This window comes from Paenibacillus aquistagni, assembly GCF_900177815.1.
Classification (GTDB): Bacteria; Bacillota; Bacilli; order Paenibacillales; family Paenibacillaceae; genus Paenibacillus_B; species Paenibacillus_B aquistagni.
The window spans coordinates 43465-67412 of the sequence record NZ_FXAZ01000007.1 but is presented as its reverse complement, the minus strand read 5'-3'; the positions used below and the strand labels follow the sequence as shown (position 1 = coordinate 67412).

Below are 23948 nucleotides of genomic sequence, written 5' to 3'. Positions count from 1 at the left end.
CGCCCTGAATGCAACCTTCTAATTCCTTCACCGTACGATAGCGGTGCGGGAAGGTGGGTCACGATGCGCAAGTCGGTTACGCTTGCGTCGAATAGATGACAGCGTCAAGCCTGCTTTCTCTGACTGCCCGCAAGCAGGAGAGAAAGAAGGCAAGGCGCTTTATTTTTGACGAAGCGAACCTCTTACGCAGTTACACCGTCACCTTTGCTCGTCCGACGAACGATCGTATGGCTTGGTTAGCGGCACCAAGCAGTGTAGAGCGCTGCTGAAGCGGGGCATATACGATGTTCAGGTTTTGCTGATGAGATTGAAGCGCGCGCTGCTTCACGCTCCGCAGGACAGCGGCTTTGATCCATCGTTCCAAATGGGCAAATTGATTGCCGATGATAATCAGATCCGGATTGAAACCATTGACAAGATTTGCAATGCCAATACCCAAGTATTCGCCTAGCTGATAAAGGAAATGGAGCGCATCGGCATCATCTCGCTCCGCCGCTTGTATCGCTTCATAAAGAGTATGAAAGGGAAGGCTCTTCTGCGGATCAAGGATAGCCTTCTCTGAAGCGTACAGCTCCCAGCAGCCGCGATTGCCGCAGCTGCATTTTCGTCCATGAACATCAATGGTCATATGACCAAGCTCACCGGAGTAACCCATTGCTCCGCGGAAGATCTCGCCGCGGGTCATGATGCCTGTTCCGATGCCTGCCCCCGCGCTTACATAGATAAGATGCTGGACATGCTTGCCTGCTCCGTATTCATATTCGCCAATGGCGCCTGCATTGGCTTCATTATCCACAAGCACAGGGATGTGAGTGAAGCGATCCTGAAGCCATTGTCTCAATGGAATCTGCTCCCACCCAAGGTTGGGTGCAAACAATACGCAGCCCTGCTCATCCACCATGCCCGGAGCACCAACACCGATTCCGATCACCCCGTAGGGAGAGGCTGGTGCGAGATCAATGAGCTCTTGGATAACGCTGCTTAGCTGCTCCGTAACTTGTACGGGGTCCGAATGAAGCAGACGCAAGTTGAGCTTCTCGAAAAGGATCTGCCCGGAAAGATCGCATAGTGCGATGGAGAAGGAATGCACATCCAGATGAATGCCGATCGAGTGTCCTGCGTGGCGGTTGAACAGCAGCAGCAGCGGCTTGCGGCCTCCGCTGGACTGGCCTGGACCGATCTCTGTGACGAGCTGCTGCTCCAAGAGATCGCTGACTAGATTCGAGACGGTTGCCTTATTAAGGCCAGTCAGCTCCGCAACTTGTGCACGAGATACAGGGGCATGAACCCGAATCGTCTCAAGGGCAAGCGACATATTTATTTTTTTGACTAATGCTTGATCTCCAGTTATACTCACGACCATCTTCCTATCTCATCTTTGTTTAGGAGGTAAATAAAGAATTTGCTCTCTCTAGTCTAGTTAGAAATGAGGAAATGTGCAAGAAATGCTTATTTAGATGAAAGCGAGTGCTAGAGATGGAAAAAGCTTTGCAAAGTACTTAGTTTATTGGATAGACAAAGTTGGTCGGATTGTGCTAGTATGATCATAATTTAGATCAGGGAGGCATCATGATGGCTTATTTTGATAGCGTTGCCAAAGTTACATATGAAGGGGCATATTCCAAAAATCCGTTCGCGTTTAAGCAATACAATCCTAAGGAAATCGTGCTTGGCAAGACAATGGAGGAGCATCTTCGGTTTGCGATGGCGTATTGGCACACCTTAACCTATGGCGGAAGTGACCCATTTGGCGATGATGTGATGGAGCGTCCTTTCCGTGGCTATGACGGCATGGATCTGGCCAAGGCCCGCGTGGAGGCGGCCTTCGAACTGATGGAGAAGCTTGGCTTGAAGTACTTCTGCTTCCACGATCGAGATATTGCGCCGGAAGGAGCAACGCTTCGCGAGACGAATCGCAACATCGATGTTATTGTCAGCATGATGAAGGAATATATGGCCTCAACCGGACGCAAGCTGCTGTGGAACACGCAGAATATGTTTTCCCATCCGCGATATGTGCACGGCGCAGCCACGACTTGCAATGCGGATGTGTTCGCTTATGCAGCCGCACAGGTGAAAAAAGGGCTTGAGGTTGGGAAGGAGCTCGGAGCTCTCAACTATGTATTCTGGGGCGGGCGTGAAGGGTATGAGACGCTGCTCAATACGAATATGGAGCTGGAATTGGACAATATGGCTCGCTTATTCCATATGGCGGTGGATTATGCGAAGGAGATCGGCTTTGAGGCGCAGTTCCTGATTGAGCCTAAGCCGAAGGAGCCGATGAAGCACCAGTATGACTTTGATGCAGCCTCAGCAGTAGCCTTTTTGCAAAAATATGAACTGCTGGAGCACTTTAAGCTGAATTTGGAAGCCAATCACGCAACGCTTGCTCAGCATACGTTTGAGCATGAGCTGCATTATGCACGCATTCATGGGGTGCTTGGCTCACTCGATGCCAATCAGGGCGACCTGCTGCTCGGCTGGGATACGGATGAGTTCCCAACAGATCTGTACAGCACCACGCTAACGATGCTTGAAGTGTTGAGAAATGGAGGGCTTCATCAAGGCGGCATTAACTTTGATGCCAAGGTGCGCCGAGGTTCATTTGAGAAAGAAGATCTGTTCCTTGCTCATATTGCGGGAATGGATGCTTATGCGAAAGGCTTGAAGGTAGCTGCGAAGCTATTGAAGGAGCGCGTATTTGAACAAATCATGGATAAGCGCTACGCAAGCTTCAAGGAAGGGATTGGGCTTGAGATTGTGTCAGGAGAAGCGAACCTGAAGACGCTGGAAGCCTACGCACTAGAGCATGGGATTAGACGCAATGCATCCGGTCATCAGGAGCAGTTAAGATCGATATTGAATCAGTACATCTGGAATAATGAATGATCCCTTGAATAAGAAAACATGCCTGCACTCGATTCAAGATGCATGTCATTGCTTTATATGTACGATAAGAAAACGGTAAGGAGGGGGAAGCATGTCTTACGTGATCGGCATTGATCTTGGAACGAGTGCAGTAAAGGCAATTATGGTCAGTCGAAGCGGCATGGTTATTGATGAAGCATCCCGCGTGTATCCGCTGTATCAGGAGCAGCCGGGGTACCGAGAGCAGCAGCCTGAGGATTGGTTCCAGGGCACTATGGATGCGGTGTCGGAGCTGATACAGAAGACAGGTGTGCAGCCTGAAGAGGTGGAGGGACTGAGCTATTCTGGACAGATGCATGGCTTGGTGCTTCTTGATGACCGAGGAGAGGTGCTAAGGCCTGCGATTCTATGGAATGATACACGAACGAGTGATGAATGCAGGGACATTGAGGAGCGGCTTGGCGAGAGGCTGCTTGATGTTGCAAGAAACCGAGCGTTGGAAGGCTTTACGCTTCCGAAGTTGTTATGGGTGAAGCAGCATGAGCCTGACATTTGGCAGCAGGCCAAGGTCTTCTTGCTGCCCAAGGATTATGTTCGCTATCGCATGACAGGTCAGCTTGGCCTAGATCTGTCCGATGCGGCAGGCACACTGCTGCTTAACATTGTAGAGCAGCGTTGGAGCGAAGAGATTGCGGAAGCGAATGGCATCCCGACAGCAATGCTCCCGCCGCTGGTTGAATCTGCTGCAGACACAGGCACGCTGCTGCCTCATGTGGCTGAGCGCATGGGCCTTCATGAGCGAGTTCGCGTGTTTGCAGGCGGGGCAGACAATGCCTGCGGGGCTATTGGGGCAGGCATAATCAAGCCGTGCACGGCGATGTGCAGCATTGGCACCTCAGGTGTCGTGCTGGCATATGAGGAGCGCGTCGATGCTGATTATCGAGGGAGACTGCATTATTTTAACCACAGCATCCCCGATGGATATTATGTGATGGGGGTTACGCTTGCGGCAGGATACAGCATGCAGTGGTTCAGAGATGCGTTTGCAAGCGAGATGAGCTTCGAGGAGCTGCTCGCGGGTATTGAACGTGTGCCGCCAGGCGCGGGCGGCTTATTGTTTACGCCTTATCTGGCCGGAGAGCGCACACCTCATGCGGATGCGAATATTCGAGCCAGCTTCATTGGGCTTGACAGCAAGCATACTCGCACGCAGGTAGCCAGGGCCGTCATGGAAGGTGTAACCTTCTCGCTGTGTGAATCACTTGATATGCTTCGTGACAGCGGTAAAGTGATTCAAGAGGTGATTGCGATTGGCGGCGGAGCTAAAAATGAAGCATGGCTGCAAATGCAAGCGGATATTTTTGGCCTCGATGTCGTACGATTAGAGCGAGAGCAGGGACCCGCGATGGGAGCAGCCATTATTGCCGCCTATGGCTGCGGTTGGTTTGAATCGATGGAAGAAGCGGTTGCGAGCTTCGTCAAGCAGGCGGGGCGCTGGCATCCTGATCCTGAGCGGCAGCTGATCTATAGAGGGCTGTATGGGATCTATAAGCAGATTTATCAGGCCACGAAGGCATTGAATGAATGCTTGGCGCCTTATCGTTAATTAGATATGCTCGTCTACATGAAAATCTCGTTGCGGCTTCTAAGCTGCTGCGAGATTTTTTTGCACTGGAAGCCAACTGTTAAGCCGGTGGTTGTAGCTGTTATTGCCTGTATCCGTTTTTTTCATAAGAAAACTTTATTTTCGCATCATGTTTGTTGCTTTTTCGACTAACGGCGATCATAACAGCTTATTCGATAGCCTCTTATCAGGTGCTTTGGGATACATTCAGGCTTATATTTGGAGGCTTCTCCTCTCCTCTACGCGATCAACCATACCAACAGCGGCACATGAACATAGAATAATAGGGCGATATAGGAAAAGGTAATCAATGGTTAGGAGGTCTCCCATTAGAATGACACAGGACGAAAATCAAGAAAAGAAAGAGGAAGGTTTCCTGCTGCCTAATAGTGTCGTTGAATTGCTGATCACTGACTCCTTTCAACGGAATGGTATTTCGATGGAGTCGACAGAGCCCGTGTCGGATGAGAATAAAGAGCAGATGCGCCGCATGATCGATGATCTCTCTAGACAAGTTACGCAATATATGGATCAGCAAAAGAAAAATGAGGAAGAGCGAAAAAATCTCGTCAACCAGGCGGATTACGAGGCTTTTATGCGTGAGCAGCAGCGGAAAAAGGAGCAAAGCAGAAGAATGAATCCACCTGCAGCACGGCGGGAGGAAGCGAGGCCTGTCAGCCGTTCGTCGGAGCGTGCGAGGGAGGATCGGTTGAAGGAGGAGCGCGTCAAAAAGAAAAAAGTGGAGAAGCGCACTCGATCCACTGAAGAGAAAAAGAAACGTAAAAAGAAGGATTAATGTGTCAAGCACCTATCGGTGCTTTTTTTATGTCCAAAGAATCTAGCAGATTGGGTCTTTGAGATGAGAGAGTACCCATGCACGTTTCCCTTCAGCTGAATAAGAATAGAGTACAAGGAGGTGATATTCTATGAATCAAGCAGAACTTGAGCAATATGCAGATGAGATCATCGATAACTTTCAAGGTTCGGATGAGATCATCGTTATTAAAGATTCATGCGGTATCACAGTAGAATCTACGGACACGAAGATTGCGGCTACGCTTCAGATTGCCCTCCAAGCCGCGATTGCCATCGTGGTGAGCATATCTATCGCAGATAGTGAACGCGCAAAGAGTGTCACACAGGAGCTGCTGCAGAAGGTACAGGTTCAGCAGCAAACGTACCAACGTACGATTATTGAATGTTCCGCCAATGTAAGAGTAGCCACAACAAGCACGGATGTGTCCTTGAATATTCAAGCTCTTCTACAGATTTTGCTGGCGCTCGTTATTAAACTGGATGTGTTCTAATCCAACATATGAGATGGATAGGAGGATCAACGTATGGGCTATGACGTGAAGCACGACAAGAAAAAGCACAAGAAGCACGACTCTAAGCATGATAGATGCCATAGAGACTATGATTGTTGTGACGATGATTACGATGACGATGATGACAAATGCGATAAGAAGAAAAAGAAGGATCCTTGCTGGACGCCATTTAGCAAGTGCAGACATCCATTAGACTCTGCTATAGAGCAAGAAGCAGATCAAGAAATTAAGAATGTTCAGAGATCCTTTGAGGAGATTGTCATTCGGGATTCCTGCGATGTAGATGTAACGACTACGGACACGAAGATTGCTGCATCGATTCAAGCTTCTCTTCAGGCTGCGCTGGTTGCGGTCATTAGCATCTCGATTGGAAGTTCTTCGCGTGCGGAAGCAATTGTTCAGGATCTGATGCAGAAGATCAATGTGACGCAAAGTAATCGTCAACGGGTGTATGTCCAGAATTCTAAGGGCGTTGTAGTGTCGACAACAGATTCCTTTGTATCTGTTAATATTCAAGTTTTGCTGCAAATTCTGCTTGCCTTGGTCGTGCAATTAGACGTGCTGTAAATCTCGAACGCCTACAATCGATCAAGGGAGGAGGGATTCTTTGTGGCGGAGATTAAAAATATAGATGATGTATTGGAAGGGCTAAAAGCTTATAACGAGAAAAAAATGCAGGAGCTGTTCGCTCTGGCACGCGAGAAGAGAGCAAGACAGAAGTTTGAGCGCGCGGAAAAAGCGGCGAACGGGGAATTGGAGAAGGTAGAAGCGGTAGTTGAAGAATCCGCCGAGCCTAAAGCAAATGAGACCTTGGAACGGTGGAAGGCCTTGCTTGGAGAGCTTGGCAAAAAGTAAGCATCACCGATGTGGCATCCTTCTAGACGAGTTGGATATAAATGCGCCATGGGAACGGAATGCTTGATAAAACCAAAAACAGTAGGCTTGTATCTGGTAGGGGTACAAGCCTTTGTTTTGTTGGATGTGTGATGTGGATGGTACAGTGAGATAAGTCCTTACATATCAACGGATTAGAGGGTGTTACAGTATATCTTCATTTACAGGTACAGATTATAAAAATAGGTGTTGATGTGAATTTGATGTGAAAAAGCTTAGACAGGCACAATAAAGGAGACAAATTCTGAGGAAAATCCAATAAAAAAGACGACATGAAATGAGCTCATCCATGCGTCTTTTTGTCATCTGTTTTAGCTGATATCGTAAACAGGTTATTCAGTTTTTCTGCAGCCATTTGATCTGCAGTTTGGAGGGCATGCCCATATATGTTCATTGTGGTGGTAATGTTACTGTGCCCCAAACGTTCAGAAATGATCTTAGCGTGTACCCCTTGATTGATTAGCAAGGTAGCAGACGTATGCCGAAGATCATGGAAGCGGATATGACGGAAGCCGTTTCTTTGAGTGAATTTCTTGAACCAAATATAAGGGCGCTCCTGGTTGAATGCTTTGCCATTTGGATGTGAGAAGACAAAGAAGTGATCCCCGCCTTTCCACGCGTCCCCAATCTTGTCCCGCTCCCTTACCCGAGAGGTATAGTAGTTTTTAAACTCTTCAAGTATTGAGCTAGGCAGGGAGACCTTGCGGCGTTTATTATTCTTAGGTTCTTTAAGGTTAGCAAGCCCATCAACTGATTTTGTAACGCTTTGTACGACCTCTATAATGCCTGTCTTCCAGTTCACATGTTTCCACTCTAGCCCAAGCAGCTCTCCACGTCTTAGGCCTGTTGTTAGAGCAAGAGTGATCATCATGCGCCAATGGAACGGTTCGTTCTGGAGGGCAAGCATTAGTTGACTTACTTCATCTTCGTCATATGGTACAACTTCTTTATATTGCACTTTAGGCTTTCGAACATCACTTACAGGGTTATTCTTAATGAATTTCCATTCAACAGCTCTTGTAAACACGTTCTTTAAGACACGATGGTGATATTGTATCGTTCCAGATGACAAGCTTCCTTCTTTCTTGTCCTTCCGAGCACCACCTTTATTAAGTGTGTCTAGGTAGTTGATGATGTGTATTGTCTTTATCTGATCCAAGCGCATATGTCCGAATACAGGTAGCAAGTGCTTATTTATCGTGGAATCATAAGCATACAAGGTTCTTTCCCCGAGATGCTTCACTCCATACTTTTCACGCCAATCCTCGATGAAAGCCCCGAATGTCATCTTCTCAGGTGCGATATACTCGCCAGCTTGTACCTCTTGACGAAACTTTGCGTATTCATCATCAATGTAGTCCTGAAGCTTCTTCTTTGTCTTTAATAACGCTTGATCGGTTATCGTAATTGTTTTTGTCTTCCGTCCATACTTCCCATCTGGTCCTCGTCCTGTGTATATCGTGAAGAACCAGGAGTTAGGTCCTCGTTGTTGGATGTTAGCCATTTAGGAAAACTCCCTCCTCAACAATTTGTTTTAATTATCTTCAGGTCTATTATCTTCGTAAGGAAACATTATATGAAGCATATCAAGTATTCGTTGACGATCACCTCTAGAAAGTTTCCTATTATTAAAAGTTAAAGAGTTAGATTGTAATACTTTGGATAAATCACCGCTAAACAATAAAGGATCTACAACTTCGTTGTGCCACTCTGCCACTTCATTTAATTCCTCAATCCAATTTTGAATTATTTCAAGATCCCCATCATAACCACACACCGTATCCAAAATATCTCTAGGAGAAATATAGTTTTTCTTTACTTTGAAAATATCTTTGAATTCATCAATTAACTTATTAAATTTAGGGTGGAAATAAGTTGTTTGCTTAAAGTGATGGTCATCTTTACCAATAATTTTAAGTAATAGCAATAAAGTTTCTATTTGAAGTTCATTATAAAAAGTTTCTAATTCAGCGTTTGATAATTCAGATGTAAATGGCATTTCTGCAATTGATACGTCCAAAGCTCTCGAAATTTTTAAAAGTGTATTTATTGGAGGAACTTTTCTTTTCCCATTTTCCAGTTGAGATAAGTACGAATGTGATAGCCCCGTTTTTTTCGCTAATTCAGTTAGTGTTAATTTTTCTTGCTTTCTGATTAATTTGAGATATTCACCAAATTCATTTTCTTTTTTCAATTTATAATATCTCCTCTACAGGTGGTTTACTTTGGGTCAATTATAATCAAAAGTTAGCTTTGTTACAAATTATAATTAAATTAATGTTGCATAGCAACAGTGTGTGTGATATATTTTCAATGTAACACAGCAACATTTTATAATGTCACAAAAATAACAGAAGGAGAGCTTATGAAGATTAAGCTAAAGAATTTAATTGAGTTTAATTCCTTATTGCTGAAAAACGGATTTAATAAAACTCAATTGGGAACGGAATTAAATATTTCTAAACCGTACTCAACGCAGATAGCTAATGGTACACGCCATCCAAGTCCGCGTACAGCAAAGAAAATTTGCAAGGTACTCCAAGTTGAATTTGACGACATCTTTGAAATCGTCCCATCGGAGAAGAAACAAGAGGGAGAGCACAAAAAAACAGTTCGGTAGTCACCAATTAAGCGAACTGACTTAATAACAGAAGGGAATGGTGTCATGAGCAAACTTATCTTGAATACAGAATGTCAATTGTATGAGATGAAAGGACAAGCAGTATATAGCAGCCGGCAGGTAGCAGAGGAATTCGGGAAACGTCATGATAGGGAACCCAAGCATTATCACTTCTCAAATGAAGCGGACATGATCAATCGTATCGTTCTTGGCATGAGTGCTAAGCAGTTTCGCAAGGTCCACAACCTTGAAAAGAATGAGTCCATACGTCCTTACCTTACCAATGAACAAATAAAGGCCGTAGAAGCCCTCCAGAGAGCTGATATTGGCTTATTGATATCTATCCCTGATTATCAGGATAGGAAGAGTAAACTAGCTGCTTACTTCGAGCGTATGAAGCTCAAATACATTGCATAGGAGGTCTATCAATGAAGGATCCGAGTTATACGTGCAAGATTCGTCGGATTAAACTGGAGCATACTTATTTTCCTGAGGGGCTTAACTCCAACATGATCAGCTTGATGGATGAAGTGGAAGAGCTATTGTCTAAGGCTTACTACGCTGGTTATGAGCAAGCGAAAGATGAACAGTCGCAAGTTTGGAGCAATCAAGCTGCACTTGGCTATGTAATTTCTGCTGCTGAACAAGTAGGGATGGAGAGTGATGCAATAACCCAACTAATAAGATCGATTCACAGGGTATTTGATACATTGACATTATCGGAAGCAGCAGTATGTTACCGTCAATCTCAGTATTGATTAGAACATATCAATAGCGATGAAAGGAGCAGCAATGGTGAAATACTTTGGGATTAGATTCAATGGCAAGTTGTATGTACGCACTATCAAGGGAAATCTTATTGAATTACGGTTATTGGCTCAACAATAAACAAATTAGGAGGGTATTGAAATGCAGACAAAAGAACAATTGATGAAGGATGTAGTTAGAGGTCTCATTCAATGTGAGACAAGTCCAAAACATGCTTGTATGGGAATGGAACAATTGGAGACACAAGTGAAGCAGTGGTTTTCTGGCAAAGACAAGAAAAGGTTGATTACGTTCAAACAGGCGCGCTTGAATATGGGAATGAGCTTAGCAGACGTATCTAAACTTGCTGGCTTACATATTGAAGCACTTGAAGCCTACGAAGAAGATAGCACCAATATGCCCCTGCAAGAAGCAGTGAATCTATGTAGAATATACAAGCTTTCAGTGGATCATGTTTTCTGGGGAAAGACTCCTGATGGAAGTGTGAGGGAAGAGGAAGATACGACATCAGCTTTTCTAGAGTTCGCTCGTAGAAGAATCGAAGAAAGCATATCAATCCACTCTAATTATCCACTCTATATCGAAAAAGACGAAAAAATTACGGTACTGCTGCCTGAGCTGCTAAAAAAGAGTCCAAGTAGTGATTTTCGATCAAAGCTACTTGCCTTAGAAGACGCTTACTGTTTTACTTCAGCATGCGATCAAGAAAATGCATATTTCCAAGGATTCACAGATGCTATTCGGCTCTGTAAATAGAATAGGAGGGATTAGCTTGAAAAAGATTGTCCACCTTGAACAACTGATCGGAGAGCTAATAAGACAATTCGATATTGGTCAGATTGATGCTGCTATTGAGCAGTTAGGTGAACCGCAAAATCACATTATCGAATACTTTGTAAAGACTCTTGAAGAAAAGAAAAAGGGCCTCGTCCAGGCCACTTAATTTACAAGACAACGACAGTATAACAGATATTTACTAGATTCGTATAGTCGGAATACATGTTCGGATTTCATAGGAGGGTATGGATATGAGTCAAATTACTAAAATCACACTTGATGTTAAGGAAGTCGCTCAATTAATCGGAGTATCACCCAACTCTATTTATACGATGGTTGCTCAGAAGCAGATCCCGCACGTTCGTGTGCGGAGTCGTGTTCTGTTTCATCGTGACGTTATTGAGTCCTGGGTGCGTGGTGAGCAGCAAAAGGCCTAAGGGGTTGAAGTTATGGAGGGCTGGATTAAAGTGCACCGAGCCATTTTGGATAAACCGATATGGAAAGACTCGACTACTGAGCAGAAGGTTATTCTTATGACTCTTCTGCTCATGGCCAGTCACAAAGAAAATCAATGGGAGTTCAAGGGGGAAAAGTATGTAGTTCAACCGGGTCAGTTTATTACTAGTTTACCCTCAATTGTAGATAAGGCTGGAATAGGGATTTCAATACAGAATGTAAGGACTGCCTTGAAGAGATTCGAAAAATATGAATTTCTAACATGCCAGTCAACAAACAAAAATCGTCTGATAACCATTGTAAATTGGGCAAATTATCAGGGTGATGAAGCTGAACCTAACAGGCAAACTAACAGGCAGTTAACAGGCAACCAACAGGCAGCTAACAGCTATCAAGAATGTAAAGAATTAAATAAAGAAATAAAAAAAGAAGTAGAAGATAACGCGTGCGCGCGCGTAAATGACTCTGATAACTCTAATCTGAATCTATATGATCCACCTGCAGATACTGGACTAGGTTGGCTTTCTCCAGAAGTGGAGAATATCTCGACAGAGAATGACTGTGTGCGCGTATATGATTTCTATCAATCCAACTTCGGAATGCTATCGCCGTATCTTTCCCAACAACTTGGGAAGTGGGTTGATGACATGAATGGGGAGATAGTCATCCTGGCAATGGAACAAGCCTTGAAGAATAACGTTAGGAAGGTCTCATACATCAATAGCATTTTAAACGACTGGCATTCACAAGGGGCTAGGACTCTTGAACAATGTCAAGCACTCATAAACGACTTCGAATCGAGGAAAGGATGGGGAGCGCATGAAAAGCATCAAGCAGGCAACAAAGGAGTTCGACATGGAGGAGATTCGGAGGAGAGCAGCGGAAGCAAGAAAGAAGGCCCGTTTGCGTTCCTCGACGAGCGATACAAAAAGAGATGGGAGCCACCAGAATTCCTACAGGTGTCCAAAGTGCAAGGACGAGGAGGGTTTTCTGACCCGCTCTGAGGATGGAGCGGAGATATGGCGTATATGCGACTGCAAGGGTGCTAGGCGGTCTGAGCGGCTATTTAAGTCTTCTAGCATTACAGAAAAGTTTCAGCAGAAGTCCTTTAACTCCTTCAGTCTCAACGTAGATCCGGGAGTGCTAAGCGCCTATCACTGTGCGAAGGAGTATGCGAAGACCTTTGGTGATCTGATCAAGAGTAAAGAGAAGAACAATGGCATTGCGCTCCTTGGACAAGTCGGGAGTGGGAAGACTCACCTGCTTATGGCCATCGCCAATCACTTGATCAGACATGGAGTACAGGTTGTGTATTTCCCGTGGGTGGAAGGGTTCAACGAGATCAAGGACAACCTTTCCTTGCTGGATGAACGCATACAGCAGCTGCAGAAGGCTGAGGTCCTGTATATCGATGATGTATTCAAAGGCCGTTCTCGACCTACCGAGTTCCAAATCGAGCAGCTATTTGCAATCGTGAATTATAGATATCTGGAAGGTAAGCCGATCATGATTAGCTCGGAGAAAACCATGAACGAAATGTGTGAGTTTGATCAAGCTATCGGCAGTCGAATATCCGAGATGTGCGAAAACTTCACAGTCGTGATTGACAGGGAGATGACATCCAACTATCGCTTGAGAAAGGATAAGGTTGTTCTGTAATTTCGATTCTAGATGGTCTGGAAGGTGTTTTTATAGTAATAACGTCTATTAACCCTAAGCAGATTAGAAAACGCAATAGAACGGCAACAGATGAGCAATGAGAGCTTGATTTAACTTGAGGTGGATGTGATGTATGTCGTCATTCAAAAAATGAAGAACAAAAGACAGAATCAATACGGTGCCTATAAAACGTTGGAAGTAACAGAGTTCTCTTACTCGATAAACGGAGTGACCAAGACTAAATATAGCTATACCCGCTCTGGAGAGCGCTTTGACCGTCCTAACAAGGATGTATACAAGATAAGTGTTCATAAGAGCTTCCGTGAGAATGGCAAAGTCAAAAAGAAGCAGTGGGTTATCTGTACGATGGATTATTACTCGTTAGTTGATTCTTGGCCAGGTGATTGTATCCGTCAAGACAAACTCAATGCAAAACTCGAACAAATGGGCATAAGCGAGGGAGAGCTATGGGACCTTGTTTACGAGAAATTACAACCCATTATTGATCAGGTGAAAAGTGAATTTGAACAGACGGAAGAGTTTAAAACGGAACAGCATCATAGAGCCATCCTAGATGAGTACCGGCGCAATGAGAAGGAGTTTGAAGACAAATATGGTGCAGACACCTATGACTACTGTTACGACATATTCGGGGTCCTTCGTAATGCGGAATACCTAAACGATTTGAAAGCTCAATACAAAGCTAAGCAGGAGTATCAACAACGTAGTTACTACAGCCAATCACAGAGTAACTACAGCTATGAAGATTTCAGTAGTTACTTCGGTTCTGGTTGGAGTAACTACACCGAAAGCTCTAGTCAGATTACCTACACCGAAGAGGACAAAGTGCTGCTCAAGAAAATAACAAGAGCTTTGGTGATGCAATTTCATCCAGATCGCGGCGGTGATCCAGAAGTCATGAAGATGGTAACCCGCCTAAAGGAAGATTGGGGCGTTTAATCCGAGTGTAGTTACTGCTTCTGTATTGTGGTAACTACACATGGAAAGGGGGTGATTAACTGGATCCGTATCGTATGGTGCGTAAAAAACTTCTAATCTATAACGCGTACAGAGCAGACAGAGATGAGATATTAGAACGTTTGGAACAGATGGACCAAGATATACAACCAAGGCTATCTCATATGCATGGTCTTCCACGAGGAAAAGGTGGTCTTCCGCGTTCATCTGTGGAGCATGCAGTCATCAATCGCGAGGAGACGACTCAAGAGCTGAATGAGCGGCTTAAACGGATTGAGATGCACATGAAGCCAATTGAACTAGCTTTAGATTCTTTATCTTTTGTGGAGAGAAGCGTCATAACGGCCTTATATCATAGTCTTCAACATAATACCTACACCGAAATTGCTGAATCGTTAGGCTTTACTGTGAACGAGCTAATGAGAATCAAGAGAGAGGCATTAGTGAAGTTTGGTTGCGTGTACGGTGGATACTGGCTGAAGGCAATCGGTTGAATAGGTCGTAAATTCAATGTAGTTACTAGATTTAGAATGCAGTACCTACAGGATACATGAAAGGATTTTATGAACGTAAAGAGCATTAACAATTGGTTGAAGAATATAGGCGGCTACAAAGTTAGACGGTGTTTGTGTGAGCTGCGGCTTTCAAGAAAGATACCGTTTGAAGGAAGCGATCAGTTAACGGCAGATGATATTCAAAAGCTGCAGAATGTCATCGAGTTCCTCAAAGGCCAGGAGGCAATGTTCATAGATGTTTGCTCTTCACTCCAAGATGAACATAGAGCTGTTCTGACTGACAGATTACTGAATAATGATCGGAATGTAGATAAGGAAACATTGAAGCTGGCCAAGAGAGAACTCGTTAGGGAATTGAAACGACTACTTAAAGCCCAACATATTGAGTTTGAAGAGTTAAAAGGGAACTACTATGTCCGTTCACAAATGCCATTAGCGGAAGGAGGGACAACTGAATGAAGACCATCAAGCTAACAACAACTAAGGATGATGGGATGGTATCAATTGAATGGGACGGCTTTAAAACCCGATGGGATATGCTGGAGATGCTGTTGTTCTCCATATTCAGGCACTACAACATGAAACGTCCAGGAGAGGTTCGATACCTTATAAAGCTCATGCTTGCAGCTTATCGCAATAGCATCGATGAGATCGGATATAAAAAGTACAAAGAAGGTGAACAGAAGCAACTCACCAAGTACAGGGGAAAAGGGCCGGCTGCATCTAATCACAAAGGTAACGCTCCTTGCACAAGCAACATTATCAAAACTAACTCAACTCAATATGAGGATGGATTAAAGCTGGATCGATAAAGTATGCACACAAAAATGAGAGAGGGTGCACACGTATTGTCTAAGAGTGTTCAGAATGAGAACCTAACAAAACCAGACATTTCAAGGACAAGGGACTTGGGAATTGATTATTAGATGGCACCAGTGCACCTCTCCTTTTACAAAACAACACAATAGGGTGCAAGGTTCTTGATTCATGATGATGCGAAATTAAGATTGAATATTCAAAAAAAAAGTGTTGACAAAACGACACTTTATCGTGATGAAGTGGCAGGGGGAGGGTCAAAAATTTCCAAGGGCCTTTTTGAAGACCGCGTATCCACATTCGCACATAATTTTTTCGTTTTTTGAAAATTCCTGAGCTTCCCCTATTAAAGTTAAATGATTACAGGGTCATGGGGACCAGGTTAGGATGTCTTTTTCAATAGAGCCCCTACTTAATAAAATACTATCTCGATTCGGCACTTTCGGCAGCCCTAAAAGAGAATTAAATATGGCCTTTCGACTGTTATAAAAGCAATAATACTGAAAACAATCTATTAAATTAAGGATGGTGGAATTCATGAGCTTATGTATTTGCTTACAAAATAACGATGGACTAATGATTGCTGCTGACACTGCGTTAACAATTAATGCAGGAGGTCGGAGTTATCGATCGAGACAACCTTATCAAAAATTAGTTCAAATCGAGAATTTCTTGTTATTTATGAGCGGGAATGCAGAAGCTGCTCGGATGGTGTTAAAGGGATTTTTAAGAATGCCGGTTAAAGATGTGAACACCTTTAGATCAGCTCTAGTGGATGGATGTAACCAATTTACGAGGGAGTATCCTGACATTTACAATACATTAGATTCATTCACTCGTGATGTTGGAGCTTTATTGGCTGAGTTGACTCCGACAGGTGTACTTGTACACACTATGCAACCAAAAGATAACTTTGAGCTGCATACCCATCAAGCGACTCCTGCAAATACAATTCCACATACAGTTGGGATTAACGCTAACGAGGCTCAACAATTAATGGAGCCCTGGCTAAAGCAAGTGCAGAAAACTAAACCTATGGGGCAATGCGTTAAGGAAGTATTCGAGGCTTTAGCCGGTGGAAATATAGGTGGAACAATGACTGTAGCGATGATGAATAAAGAGGGGATTACATTTCTGCCCCCACAGATCATAAATGAAAAAGTTTCATTTCCATACTTTGAGGATCAGTTTGAACCATATGGCTCAATCTACACAGGGTCACTGATTGGTTGTCAAATTTCAACTGGTGAAGCAGGTATATTCCCGCGAGCAGAAATGAGCAATACAGATAAAACATTTTCAGTATGGTCAACACCAGATAAAGGGATTGAGATCCGCTCTTGGGGAGAAAACGGTGCTCCTAACTTTAGATTCGTGAATGGCAGTGACTATGCAACTGTTAGCCTACCTAACAGCGAAGCAGGATTGTATATGAACGGAAATCGAGATTTAACACTTGAGTTCATGAATATAAACCTTCGGGGTTACGACTCTATCAGGGTCATCGATTGGTCACGTGTCAAAAACGAACAAACGGGGGTATCCCTTTTATCAGAGCTAGAGGATAAAGCAAAGGTTACAGAAGCGGCATTTAACATGACGTTTGATGAAGCGACTAGAAACTTAAAGCTTTGGAGTAAAACAGGAAATTTGTTGGCACAAGTGCCAATTCCGAAATAATTCCAAATTAGTCCTTGCTGATAAAACATAAGCCGCCAATAATAAAGATATAAACGTTCAAGAAGGAGTGGAGTGAATGAAAAAGTTTATATCAGGATTTATTGTTGGTGTGCTTATGTTTGCTGGGACCGTAGTATTTGCTGATTCAGTAGGGCTTATAGGGAAGAAAGTGACAGGGATCTTCATAATTGAACAAAATGGCGAGAAGGTGGCGGACGCTGTGATTATCGATGGTTCAGCTTACGCTCCAGTTAGAGCTGTGGCAAAGGCATCAGGGACACCGTTGACGGTTGAAGGGAAAAGGATTGTAATGGGAAACTACGCATCTACTAATGCAAGTAATGATGGCATTCCAAAGGAAGTTGCGATTAGCAGAACAAAACTAGAAATAGAGTCTGTCAAAAAGAAAATTATGAATGTGCAGGGAGGAATAAGGTTATACGAAACGGACGTGTTGCCTCGTTCAGAAGAAGCCTATAAAAATTCAATAGGCACCAGAGAAGAAGCGGGACGCAAACAATGGCTAGACGATCGTAAGGGTGAATATGAGCAGTATAAAAAGGACTTGGTTGATCAAGAAGCGCAGCTAAAAGAACTTGAAGCTCAGTTATCTGAATTAGAAAAATAATGTGGTATCCAAGGCCTCGGTCATATCGGGGCTTATTTCTATATAACGGCCTTACGACTCTATTGCTTATCACGTAAGCGCGCTTCACGCTTTTCTCTTTTAATTATTTCAACAATTTCAGGAACGATTATTTTTAAAACACGTTCCATTTGTTCCTGACTAAGTTTAATTTTCATTAGACATACTCCTTCAATTAAGGGATCGCTCAGAAATTTCATAAAACGAATTTTCGCGTGAAAAAAGGGGATACGCGGTCTCCAAGAAGGTGCTTAAAACATTTTTGCATCCCCCTGCCTCATGTTTTTTCTTGAGGGTACTCAGAATTATAGCCCATCCAGCTAAATGATATTTTCTTAAAGCTGCTTGTATTTCCTCTTCTGTCTTAAGTACACAATCATCGCAGATATGTATAACGCTATCTCCTGAGTAGAATGTTTCAACAATATTGCCTGTTTCTTTACGCCGGGAACGTTTATTAACCATAGGAATTACCCCTTAGTTTACATTTATCATTAGTGCAGATATAGGTATTGTCCATTTATGAGCAGTTTAAACTGTATACTGCAGTATACTGAAAAGATCCGTTCTAACGGTATTCCTAGACTAAGCGCCTTGAGGGGAATTTTGTATAAAAAGTTATTCAAAATGAATCTGGGCTTTTATAACTGCATGATGTAATAACGCATACCCTTCATTGGTTGCAGGAGTATCTATGTAGCTTTTTGTTATGAGCTTAAAGGCATGGGGGGATCCTTTGAATTAAATTAAATTGAATATAGACAAAGAGCTGGAGAGAAAGAATCCCACAGCTCTTAAGGTAAATATATAATTAACATTTATTTCATGTGAATATTCTGCAAATTGCTGTAGAATACAAAAAAATAGACATTAAGGCGTAGGCCGAATGTCCATTAAGGTGCTTTCATTAATCGCATAAATATTATACTTCATTTTTACTATGTAGTCTAGTGCTTAGTGGACAAGGTGCTACCCTTAAGTAAAGGGGGTTATTATCTATGCAGGTTAATAGACTGGAATTTGAACGTGTAGTAAAGCGTGATCGAATAGTTCATGCTATCGATACTGAAAAGGTAAAATGCGACAAAACGAGCATTCAAACGATGTATAAGGACTTAAATGAGAAAAAACCTGACGTTCTTAAGAGGCTTTATTCTGAATATAAATACGCAGGGAAGACAGCTGTTAATATTTTTGAAGCTCCTGACTTCCCCTTCGAATTAAATAACAAAGATGCATTTCTAAAACACATAAAGGGAAAGCTGGGTATTAACTCAAGGGTTACAGGCATAGAATTTAGACCAGTATTATCACTCATGCCCAAAATAAACTTTGTTGACGATTTGGGAGATGCAATCCTAATTCAGTGGGTATCAGGTGAACCAAAAGTAGGATGGAGTGGATACGAAGTTGTTGAGCAGATAAAACCAAGCTTCGAAATAATGTTAATCAGATTCGGATCACCAGTGTTTGTGGAGGTACGATCTGGTTACACGAATAGTAGGAAGTTTCTAAATCACTTTGAACAGTTGATTTCCACCGATGAAAGGGGCATTATATCTATCAATTGGTTACCTGTAACACAAGTAACCGAGAAAGAAGCAGAGAAAATTGCTTCGATTCTCAATGCTGGTTTATTAGAGTCTGAAGTTATTGGAGAAGGTTGTATTGGAAGACTTTCCCTTTCGGCAGCTCCTGGGATAGAGGATTTAAATGAACAACAGCAATACAGGGACATGGTAAGTGGACGTGCTTATCTATCGCAGGTATTTCATGTAAATTATCAGGAACTCGATACTGGATATTCAACGAAAGTAAAATTTAGAATTAACCATAAAGGCGGATTTGAGTTTAAAAATAAAGTGAGCGAAAGAATTATTAGAAGGATTTTAGATGTATTTGTTGAAGTTAGGTATGGTTTTGAATCTAAGACTGATAGTGACGGAAATGAAGCAGTAGGCCTGTAACTTGCTTTGGAAGATAGGAGGGATACAGTGAGTATAAATGTATTCGAGGTGGATCAGGTACTTGAACAGTTGGCTTTAAACGGTGCAACTAGGTTTAACGCTTACTATGTATCCCATCTTTCAAAACAGGAAGATGTAGATGAAGTCAATGATTATCTAATGATGAAGGCGAAGTTCGGGGTGCTTATAGTAAGAGTTGAAACCATATGTCCTAATAGTCATGTCGATCAGCAATTCGATGGCCCACTACCGAATTATGAGATAGAATGTCGTTTTTGTGAAGAGATGTACACACCCGATCCTCTAAACACAAATGTAGTTTTTTATTTTACAACTACATTTGCAGAATCTGTTAAAAAAAAACAAGCTCTAATCAAAGTAGCAATTTAGAAGCAAGACGTGAGGGGTACATAAGCAATTTCTATACACTAGAGCGCGCTCACGAACGTGGCCACGTTATAAATATGTATTGTTTTTATGGAGGGCAGAATCAAATGACTAAAAATGAATTCGGAGATGTTAGTATATCTGCTTACGGCAGTGCTTTCGCAGTTGGATCAGGAAATACAGTGACTAATAGTAATCAATCAGTTCCGGAACTAGTGGAGTTAACTGAAAAATTACTAGCTGCTTTGGACGATCATGAAATAAATCATGAGAAAAAGGCAGAAATAGTTGAGGCTGTAGCTGCAATTAATGAGAATGCAAATAAATCAAAACCCAATAAAACCCTTTTAAAAGGTATGGTAGACGGCCTTAAGGGAACGATGGATGTAATAACCAAGTCCCCTGCATTAATTGAGGCATATGCAAAGTGGAGCGATTTTATTGGTTCTCTATTGTAAAAGTAAATCTATTACCGGTGACATCCACATCCATAAAGGAACCGTAGGAAGAGATGATACGTTCCCCCTAAAGCAGACAGGTTAAATAATTATACCTTTTGCTTTAAGGGAAGCATATCAAAGAATCCCACGGCTCTTTTGCTGTTTGTACATATTGGTCCTTAATCCCAACATTTCACTGCAAAGTAACGTGAAAAAAGTGGAAAACTTTATCCATGATACATTTTTTAATTGGAAGAGCCTCTGTAAATAAGAGAGACTCTTTTTATTCTTGTCTACTTGACAGGATTATGACCAAGGGACTGTCCCCCCCCCCCTAAAGTGAGTCAAATGCTCATACATAAATACAAAAAGTCCTTACAATATGGGTCGACTTTTTGTATTTTTATTGGAAGCACTCAATTGTTGGGTTTAATTAGTCTTAGAACAATATTTTAGTTGTAACTCTATACATTAAAAAAGAGTATAGCAACGTAATAATGACAATTATAGCAACCAATATACGGTATAACAAAACCAAAACAATAGCACTTGTTAACGTCAAGGACAACAAAAATAACGCAATATTAACAACTATATAAAGGATTGTCATTTGAATAAAGACATGTATCTGCTTTTTAATTTCACAATCTTGTAAAGTATTGTGTTTTGCGATAGTGGTAGTCGCTAACATTATAGCCGCATATCCAACTGCAATAGTTAAATCAAACGAGACAAATTTTTCAATAATTGCTTTTAACTCATTTACGTCAGTTGGTCCTACAAAGCCTACAAGAAAAAATAATATTATTCCCATAGCTATACATATGCAACAAAGTGCTGAGATAAATTTGATTGAGTTTTGTTGAATAATATTCCTAATATTCAAGATGTTTTTCACCTCTTAAATTGTAAGTAGCTTCTCATGTAAATAGAGGATGGAAGTTGAAAATTATTGCACTATAATGGATTCATAAATTCTACAAATTTTTTCCATAGTTTACGTTCATATTCATCTACTGGGATCAGTAATAATCCTAAACCGGAAGCTAAAGTCATAAGGCCACTTATTAGCGTACCTTCATATTTTATAGAGTCATAAACCACTGATGCTGTGTTTTCTAAGCTTGACCTTAAATATTCATCAGGATTGTTGATAAATGCTATATTAGCAGTATTCATTCGAGGATTTTCGATTAGTTTTGGAAGAACTTCGAGAGGTTCCATAATTTGCTCCTGAAGTTGGATAACATCATTCTTTAATACATAGCTTTTATAGAACAGAATGAGACTCACTACAATTAGGATTGCGACAATTACATATTTTGGTGTTCGCCAGCTCATCAGAAAGCCCCCTTATCTAGTATACTGTCTTACTCTTTGTTTACGACGGGGGCTAACTTTGGTTCCGTAAATAATTACATGGCTACCAATAATGACTTCTGTAAAAACGAAAAATAGCCGTGAGGTTCTTCCTCAACGGCTACCGTGTACCGGTGCTTCCGGATAGGTATAATATACCATTTAATTCGTTGGTTGTCTATAATTCTTGGAAATATCTCAAAAATTAACTCTTTATACTTAATATGAAAATGAGATGTTTCGTAGAAGAATACCTTATAGACCTCGATGCCACGGAAGTAGCAATAAGGGCAGGATACAGTAAAAAAATAACCTATAGTATTGGGCAAGAAAACCTGAAGAAACCTGAAGTGCATGAATATATCCAAGGCTTGAAGGCAGAACGTTCTAAACAAATTTTTAATTCATACAGGATACGGCACTAATGGTTGCTTGATAAAACTTGTTAGATTATAGATATTAGTATGAGTTAGTTGTCAGGGAGGGGTAGTATGCTTTCGATAGAGGAATACATAGCAAAAAGAAAACGAGAAGACAACTTGAATGAATTTAGTTTGGATGACCGTATGGAGAATTTGAGAATCTGTGTAAACTATGTATTTGAGTACTTCAATCAATATTTAGACATTTCGAAACTTGATAAGAAAACGGTATTGAATAATGAACGACTCGCGAAGTATAAAAATAATTTATCCAAGTATGATGAAGAGCTTCAAGAATGGTTAGTAGATCTCTATGATAATTATGGGAAGAAGTTCGATCGAATAATTATCAATATCCTAAATAAAGACGACTTATTTTATCTCAACAGTTCTGAGAGTGATTTCAGAAGTGTATCGTATGATTGTTATGCTCAACTTGTGAAAAAGCATCCATTCCTTAAAAACAAAACGGAGCTGTTATACCTGTTTATAAAAGATTATCACCAGATCCAAAGCCGACCAGATGGAGAGGTTCTGAAATTACAAATATCTGAGGAAGTACATGATTGGGTCGAAAATACATGGCAACGTTTCAACGTAAATATGATGAAATTTTGCTATGACTGGATCGATCAGTTTTATGATAAAGAAGACAGCTGGCCTGCAAGTCATAGAAGAAAGAGTTCTTCTCAATTCACTAAGTATGATTATGACTATAAACAAAAGAGCAACCTATTTAATCTCGATTTTCTGTACAGACGAACTTCTGACAAGCCATTCATTAAAGGCAAAAAACAGTTTCTTGAAATCTTAATGATGTATTTTTGGCTGCACGAAATGGTACCGGATGAAGATAATTATTGGGATGAATATTTGATAAAAGTAGGTCATTCGCATTAATCTTTTGTGATGATGATGTTTTCGGAGTTTTCAGAGTTTTCAGAGACCCAAAAAAGATGTATTACTAAGAAACCCTAAGATTATTTATAGCAGTACTCGACAGATTGTCTAGTGCTTGATCTGCGTGCTCACGCTCTATAATTTTCCTATTGGTACATAATATGTGGATCATAGATTTCTTGAGTTTTTCATGTGCACACCAATAATGATGCTAGAGCTGCCTGCAGTTTGAAATGACGCCAGACTATTACTCAAGAAATTACAGTAAGCTATTGCTCAAAAAAGAGCGACAGCTGGGTTGCTTAATTCTGTGGTATTAGCAGTTTCACTTAGTCTAGGGTTGACTAATCTGCGTACTCGCTCATATTTCGAATTTCAACCCCTGCACAATGCATTCTATCCTAGGCAGCATCACTTATTCCCATATCTAATATTAAACGCCTTAGATCGGGACACAGAAGCAACTGAGGTTATAGAGGTTTTCGTCAGTAGTGCCGAAAACTCTAAGATGCAAGGGAGTAGTTTGAATCGACATCCTTACATTACTCCTAGTCCAAGATCAAAGCGGTCAAAAATGACCAGGTTGCCCTACATGGATATATAGTGGGTATCTCCAATTTTGGCGGTACCTTCTTAACCTATCTAATGATGATTGGTATGAGACGAAAGGGTTAGTGCAGTTAAAATCGGCGATACTGATATATCATACAAATCATTCTAGATAATACTCAAAAGAGAGGTTAACGATTTGGACAATAAGGAGTTACCTAAGGCACCTGTAGTAGACGGAATGTCGCCAGAAGCTAAGGAAAATCTAGCTCGATTTTTAGCCAAGTTCTACTCG

The 23948-nt window shown here is 41.8% G+C and carries 31 protein-coding genes; 25 read left to right on the top strand and 6 right to left on the bottom strand.

From position 1 onward, the window contains the following. Window positions 1-190: 190 nt before the first annotated feature. The gene (locus B9Y93_RS20190) at window positions 191-1357 is read right to left on the bottom strand and encodes an ROK family transcriptional regulator (RefSeq protein ID WP_176228990.1); all 1167 of its coding nucleotides are present in this window, start codon (window positions 1355-1357) and stop codon (window positions 191-193) included. A 215-nt stretch (window positions 1358-1572) separates the two neighbouring features. Between B9Y93_RS20190 and xylA the strand changes: the two genes are divergently transcribed. The 6 genes from xylA to B9Y93_RS20160 all read left to right on the top strand — a co-directional run bounded on the left by xylA (window position 1573) and on the right by B9Y93_RS20160 (window position 6675). Next, a complete protein-coding gene (xylA, locus tag B9Y93_RS20185; protein WP_085497598.1) occupies window positions 1573-2889 on the top strand; it encodes a xylose isomerase in 1317 nt (438 codons plus the stop codon). A 91-nt stretch (window positions 2890-2980) separates the two neighbouring features. Further along, a complete protein-coding gene (gene xylB / locus B9Y93_RS20180) occupies window positions 2981-4474 on the top strand; it encodes a xylulokinase (RefSeq protein WP_085497596.1) in 1494 nt (497 codons plus the stop codon). Between the two features lie 352 nt (window positions 4475-4826). After that, the gene (locus B9Y93_RS20175; protein ID WP_085497594.1) at window positions 4827-5288 is read left to right on the top strand and encodes a hypothetical protein; all 462 of its coding nucleotides are present in this window, start codon (window positions 4827-4829) and stop codon (window positions 5286-5288) included. 130 nt (window positions 5289-5418) lie between these two features. Then, entirely contained in the window at window positions 5419-5799 is a 381-nt protein-coding gene (locus B9Y93_RS20170; protein ID WP_085497592.1) for a spore coat protein, read from the top strand. A gap of 33 nt (window positions 5800-5832) precedes the next feature. Then, a complete protein-coding gene (locus B9Y93_RS20165) occupies window positions 5833-6387 on the top strand; it encodes a spore coat protein (protein ID WP_085497590.1) in 555 nt (184 codons plus the stop codon). A 42-nt stretch (window positions 6388-6429) separates the two neighbouring features. After that, on the top strand, window positions 6430-6675 hold the full coding sequence (locus B9Y93_RS20160) for a hypothetical protein (protein ID WP_085497588.1): 246 nt from the start codon (window positions 6430-6432) through the stop codon (window positions 6673-6675). Between the two features lie 322 nt (window positions 6676-6997). Here B9Y93_RS20160 and B9Y93_RS20155 read toward each other — a convergent pair whose 3' ends face one another. Both B9Y93_RS20155 and B9Y93_RS20150 read right to left on the bottom strand, forming a co-directional pair. After that, window positions 6998-8218: a site-specific integrase gene (locus tag B9Y93_RS20155; protein ID WP_085497585.1), complete on the bottom strand. Its 1221-nt coding sequence runs from the start codon at window positions 8216-8218 to the stop codon at window positions 6998-7000. A 30-nt stretch (window positions 8219-8248) separates the two neighbouring features. Beyond that, window positions 8249-8908: a helix-turn-helix domain-containing protein gene (locus B9Y93_RS20150; protein WP_085497583.1), complete on the bottom strand. Its 660-nt coding sequence runs from the start codon at window positions 8906-8908 to the stop codon at window positions 8249-8251. 171 nt (window positions 8909-9079) lie between these two features. On the opposite strand from B9Y93_RS20150, the gene B9Y93_RS20145 reads away from it, so the two are divergent. The 14 genes from B9Y93_RS20145 to B9Y93_RS20085 all read left to right on the top strand — a co-directional run bounded on the left by B9Y93_RS20145 (window position 9080) and on the right by B9Y93_RS20085 (window position 17611). Further along, entirely contained in the window at window positions 9080-9334 is a 255-nt protein-coding gene (locus tag B9Y93_RS20145) for a helix-turn-helix transcriptional regulator (protein WP_085497581.1), read from the top strand. 45 nt (window positions 9335-9379) lie between these two features. Further along, window positions 9380-9751 carry a hypothetical protein gene (locus tag B9Y93_RS20140; protein WP_085497578.1) on the top strand — a complete coding sequence of 124 codons (372 nt, stop codon included), beginning with the start codon at window positions 9380-9382 and terminating at the stop codon, window positions 9749-9751. Between the two features lie 11 nt (window positions 9752-9762). Continuing rightward, window positions 9763-10092, top strand: a complete 330-nt coding sequence (locus tag B9Y93_RS20135; RefSeq protein WP_244903508.1) for a hypothetical protein — start codon at window positions 9763-9765, stop codon at window positions 10090-10092. Window positions 10093-10243: 151 nt separating this feature from the next. Beyond that, complete coding sequence (locus B9Y93_RS20130; protein ID WP_085497575.1) at window positions 10244-10858, top strand: helix-turn-helix domain-containing protein; 615 nt, start codon at window positions 10244-10246, stop codon at window positions 10856-10858. Between the two features lie 16 nt (window positions 10859-10874). Further along, window positions 10875-11045 carry a hypothetical protein gene (locus B9Y93_RS24695; RefSeq protein WP_176228989.1) on the top strand — a complete coding sequence of 57 codons (171 nt, stop codon included), beginning with the start codon at window positions 10875-10877 and terminating at the stop codon, window positions 11043-11045. 85 nt (window positions 11046-11130) lie between these two features. Continuing rightward, the gene (locus B9Y93_RS20125) at window positions 11131-11316 is read left to right on the top strand and encodes a helix-turn-helix domain-containing protein (RefSeq protein ID WP_206110193.1); all 186 of its coding nucleotides are present in this window, start codon (window positions 11131-11133) and stop codon (window positions 11314-11316) included. A 12-nt stretch (window positions 11317-11328) separates the two neighbouring features. Next, window positions 11329-12339 (top strand): DnaD domain-containing protein, encoded by a 1011-nt coding sequence (locus B9Y93_RS24960; RefSeq protein WP_085497573.1) that lies wholly within the window; start codon window positions 11329-11331, stop codon window positions 12337-12339. Continuing rightward, entirely contained in the window at window positions 12239-12994 is a 756-nt protein-coding gene (locus B9Y93_RS20115) for a DnaA ATPase domain-containing protein (RefSeq protein WP_244903507.1), read from the top strand. The genes B9Y93_RS24960 and B9Y93_RS20115 overlap by 101 nt, the downstream gene beginning before the upstream one ends. Before the next feature lie 129 nt (window positions 12995-13123). Next, on the top strand, window positions 13124-13954 hold the full coding sequence (locus B9Y93_RS20110) for a hypothetical protein (protein ID WP_085497569.1): 831 nt from the start codon (window positions 13124-13126) through the stop codon (window positions 13952-13954). A 74-nt stretch (window positions 13955-14028) separates the two neighbouring features. Beyond that, window positions 14029-14466, top strand: coding sequence for a sigma factor-like helix-turn-helix DNA-binding protein (locus B9Y93_RS20105; RefSeq protein ID WP_085497567.1), 438 nt, complete (start codon window positions 14029-14031; stop codon window positions 14464-14466). A gap of 69 nt (window positions 14467-14535) precedes the next feature. Further along, window positions 14536-14946 (top strand): hypothetical protein, encoded by a 411-nt coding sequence (locus B9Y93_RS20100; protein WP_085497565.1) that lies wholly within the window; start codon window positions 14536-14538, stop codon window positions 14944-14946. After that, a complete protein-coding gene (locus B9Y93_RS20095; RefSeq protein WP_085497563.1) occupies window positions 14943-15299 on the top strand; it encodes a hypothetical protein in 357 nt (118 codons plus the stop codon). Before B9Y93_RS20100 ends, B9Y93_RS20095 begins: the two co-directional genes overlap by 4 nt. 541 nt (window positions 15300-15840) lie before the next feature. Beyond that, window positions 15841-16983 (top strand): hypothetical protein, encoded by a 1143-nt coding sequence (locus B9Y93_RS20090; protein ID WP_085497560.1) that lies wholly within the window; start codon window positions 15841-15843, stop codon window positions 16981-16983. A gap of 76 nt (window positions 16984-17059) precedes the next feature. After that, entirely contained in the window at window positions 17060-17611 is a 552-nt protein-coding gene (locus tag B9Y93_RS20085; protein WP_085497557.1) for a type 2 periplasmic-binding domain-containing protein, read from the top strand. 189 nt (window positions 17612-17800) lie between these two features. Here B9Y93_RS20085 and B9Y93_RS20080 read toward each other — a convergent pair whose 3' ends face one another. Beyond that, window positions 17801-18094 carry a hypothetical protein gene (locus tag B9Y93_RS20080; RefSeq protein ID WP_085497555.1) on the bottom strand — a complete coding sequence of 98 codons (294 nt, stop codon included), beginning with the start codon at window positions 18092-18094 and terminating at the stop codon, window positions 17801-17803. A gap of 533 nt (window positions 18095-18627) precedes the next feature. On the opposite strand from B9Y93_RS20080, the gene B9Y93_RS20075 reads away from it, so the two are divergent. The 3 genes from B9Y93_RS20075 to B9Y93_RS20065 all read left to right on the top strand — a co-directional run bounded on the left by B9Y93_RS20075 (window position 18628) and on the right by B9Y93_RS20065 (window position 20441). Beyond that, on the top strand, window positions 18628-19596 hold the full coding sequence (locus B9Y93_RS20075; RefSeq protein WP_085497553.1) for a hypothetical protein: 969 nt from the start codon (window positions 18628-18630) through the stop codon (window positions 19594-19596). Between the two features lie 27 nt (window positions 19597-19623). After that, window positions 19624-19986, top strand: a complete 363-nt coding sequence (locus B9Y93_RS20070) for a hypothetical protein (RefSeq protein ID WP_085497551.1) — start codon at window positions 19624-19626, stop codon at window positions 19984-19986. A 104-nt stretch (window positions 19987-20090) separates the two neighbouring features. Next, window positions 20091-20441, top strand: a complete 351-nt coding sequence (locus B9Y93_RS20065; protein ID WP_085497549.1) for a hypothetical protein — start codon at window positions 20091-20093, stop codon at window positions 20439-20441. Between the two features lie 421 nt (window positions 20442-20862). Here the strand turns inward: B9Y93_RS20065 and B9Y93_RS20060 are convergent, their stop codons facing one another. Together B9Y93_RS20060 and B9Y93_RS20055 are read right to left on the bottom strand one after the other, a co-directional pair. Further along, window positions 20863-21309 carry a hypothetical protein gene (locus B9Y93_RS20060; protein ID WP_085497547.1) on the bottom strand — a complete coding sequence of 149 codons (447 nt, stop codon included), beginning with the start codon at window positions 21307-21309 and terminating at the stop codon, window positions 20863-20865. Between the two features lie 71 nt (window positions 21310-21380). Continuing rightward, the gene (locus B9Y93_RS20055) at window positions 21381-21764 is read right to left on the bottom strand and encodes a hypothetical protein (protein WP_085497545.1); all 384 of its coding nucleotides are present in this window, start codon (window positions 21762-21764) and stop codon (window positions 21381-21383) included. A gap of 242 nt (window positions 21765-22006) precedes the next feature. Between B9Y93_RS20055 and B9Y93_RS20050 the strand changes: the two genes are divergently transcribed. Together B9Y93_RS20050 and B9Y93_RS20045 are read left to right on the top strand one after the other, a co-directional pair. Further along, complete coding sequence (locus tag B9Y93_RS20050) at window positions 22007-22207, top strand: terminase small subunit (protein WP_085497543.1); 201 nt, start codon at window positions 22007-22009, stop codon at window positions 22205-22207. 66 nt (window positions 22208-22273) lie between these two features. After that, window positions 22274-23104 (top strand): hypothetical protein, encoded by an 831-nt coding sequence (locus B9Y93_RS20045; RefSeq protein ID WP_085497541.1) that lies wholly within the window; start codon window positions 22274-22276, stop codon window positions 23102-23104. Window positions 23105-23948 lie beyond the last annotated feature (844 nt).

Excerpts from the sequence above, each read along its gene's own strand:
- B9Y93_RS20095 (WP_085497563.1), top strand. The coding sequence starts at position 14,943 with ATGAAGACCATCAAGCTAACAACAACTAAGGATGATGGGATGGTATCA.
- B9Y93_RS20050 (WP_085497543.1), top strand. The coding sequence starts at position 22,007 with ATGAAAATGAGATGTTTCGTAGAAGAATACCTTATAGACCTCGATGCC.
- B9Y93_RS20175 (WP_085497594.1), top strand. The coding sequence starts at position 4,827 with ATGACACAGGACGAAAATCAAGAAAAGAAAGAGGAAGGTTTCCTGCTG.
- B9Y93_RS20125 (WP_206110193.1), top strand. The coding sequence starts at position 11,131 with ATGAGTCAAATTACTAAAATCACACTTGATGTTAAGGAAGTCGCTCAA.
- B9Y93_RS20165 (WP_085497590.1), top strand. The coding sequence starts at position 5,833 with ATGGGCTATGACGTGAAGCACGACAAGAAAAAGCACAAGAAGCACGAC.
- B9Y93_RS20145 (WP_085497581.1), top strand. The coding sequence starts at position 9,080 with ATGAAGATTAAGCTAAAGAATTTAATTGAGTTTAATTCCTTATTGCTG.
- B9Y93_RS20080 (WP_085497555.1), bottom strand. The coding sequence starts at position 18,094 with ATGGTTAATAAACGTTCCCGGCGTAAAGAAACAGGCAATATTGTTGAA.
- B9Y93_RS20135 (WP_244903508.1), top strand. The coding sequence starts at position 9,763 with ATGAAGGATCCGAGTTATACGTGCAAGATTCGTCGGATTAAACTGGAG.
- B9Y93_RS20045 (WP_085497541.1), top strand. The coding sequence starts at position 22,274 with ATGCTTTCGATAGAGGAATACATAGCAAAAAGAAAACGAGAAGACAAC.
- B9Y93_RS20085 (WP_085497557.1), top strand. The coding sequence starts at position 17,060 with ATGAAAAAGTTTATATCAGGATTTATTGTTGGTGTGCTTATGTTTGCT.
- B9Y93_RS20170 (WP_085497592.1), top strand. The coding sequence starts at position 5,419 with ATGAATCAAGCAGAACTTGAGCAATATGCAGATGAGATCATCGATAAC.
- B9Y93_RS20105 (WP_085497567.1), top strand. The coding sequence starts at position 14,029 with ATGGTGCGTAAAAAACTTCTAATCTATAACGCGTACAGAGCAGACAGA.
- B9Y93_RS24960 (WP_085497573.1), top strand. The coding sequence starts at position 11,329 with ATGGAGGGCTGGATTAAAGTGCACCGAGCCATTTTGGATAAACCGATA.
- B9Y93_RS20155 (WP_085497585.1), bottom strand. The coding sequence starts at position 8,218 with ATGGCTAACATCCAACAACGAGGACCTAACTCCTGGTTCTTCACGATA.
- B9Y93_RS20055 (WP_085497545.1), bottom strand. The coding sequence starts at position 21,764 with ATGAGCTGGCGAACACCAAAATATGTAATTGTCGCAATCCTAATTGTA.
- B9Y93_RS20075 (WP_085497553.1), top strand. The coding sequence starts at position 18,628 with ATGCAGGTTAATAGACTGGAATTTGAACGTGTAGTAAAGCGTGATCGA.
- B9Y93_RS20140 (WP_085497578.1), top strand. The coding sequence starts at position 9,380 with ATGAGCAAACTTATCTTGAATACAGAATGTCAATTGTATGAGATGAAA.
- B9Y93_RS20090 (WP_085497560.1), top strand. The coding sequence starts at position 15,841 with ATGAGCTTATGTATTTGCTTACAAAATAACGATGGACTAATGATTGCT.
- B9Y93_RS20130 (WP_085497575.1), top strand. The coding sequence starts at position 10,244 with ATGCAGACAAAAGAACAATTGATGAAGGATGTAGTTAGAGGTCTCATT.
- xylA (WP_085497598.1), top strand. The coding sequence starts at position 1,573 with ATGGCTTATTTTGATAGCGTTGCCAAAGTTACATATGAAGGGGCATAT.
- B9Y93_RS20110 (WP_085497569.1), top strand. The coding sequence starts at position 13,124 with ATGTATGTCGTCATTCAAAAAATGAAGAACAAAAGACAGAATCAATAC.
- B9Y93_RS20065 (WP_085497549.1), top strand. The coding sequence starts at position 20,091 with ATGACTAAAAATGAATTCGGAGATGTTAGTATATCTGCTTACGGCAGT.
- xylB (WP_085497596.1), top strand. The coding sequence starts at position 2,981 with ATGTCTTACGTGATCGGCATTGATCTTGGAACGAGTGCAGTAAAGGCA.
- B9Y93_RS20100 (WP_085497565.1), top strand. The coding sequence starts at position 14,536 with ATGAACGTAAAGAGCATTAACAATTGGTTGAAGAATATAGGCGGCTAC.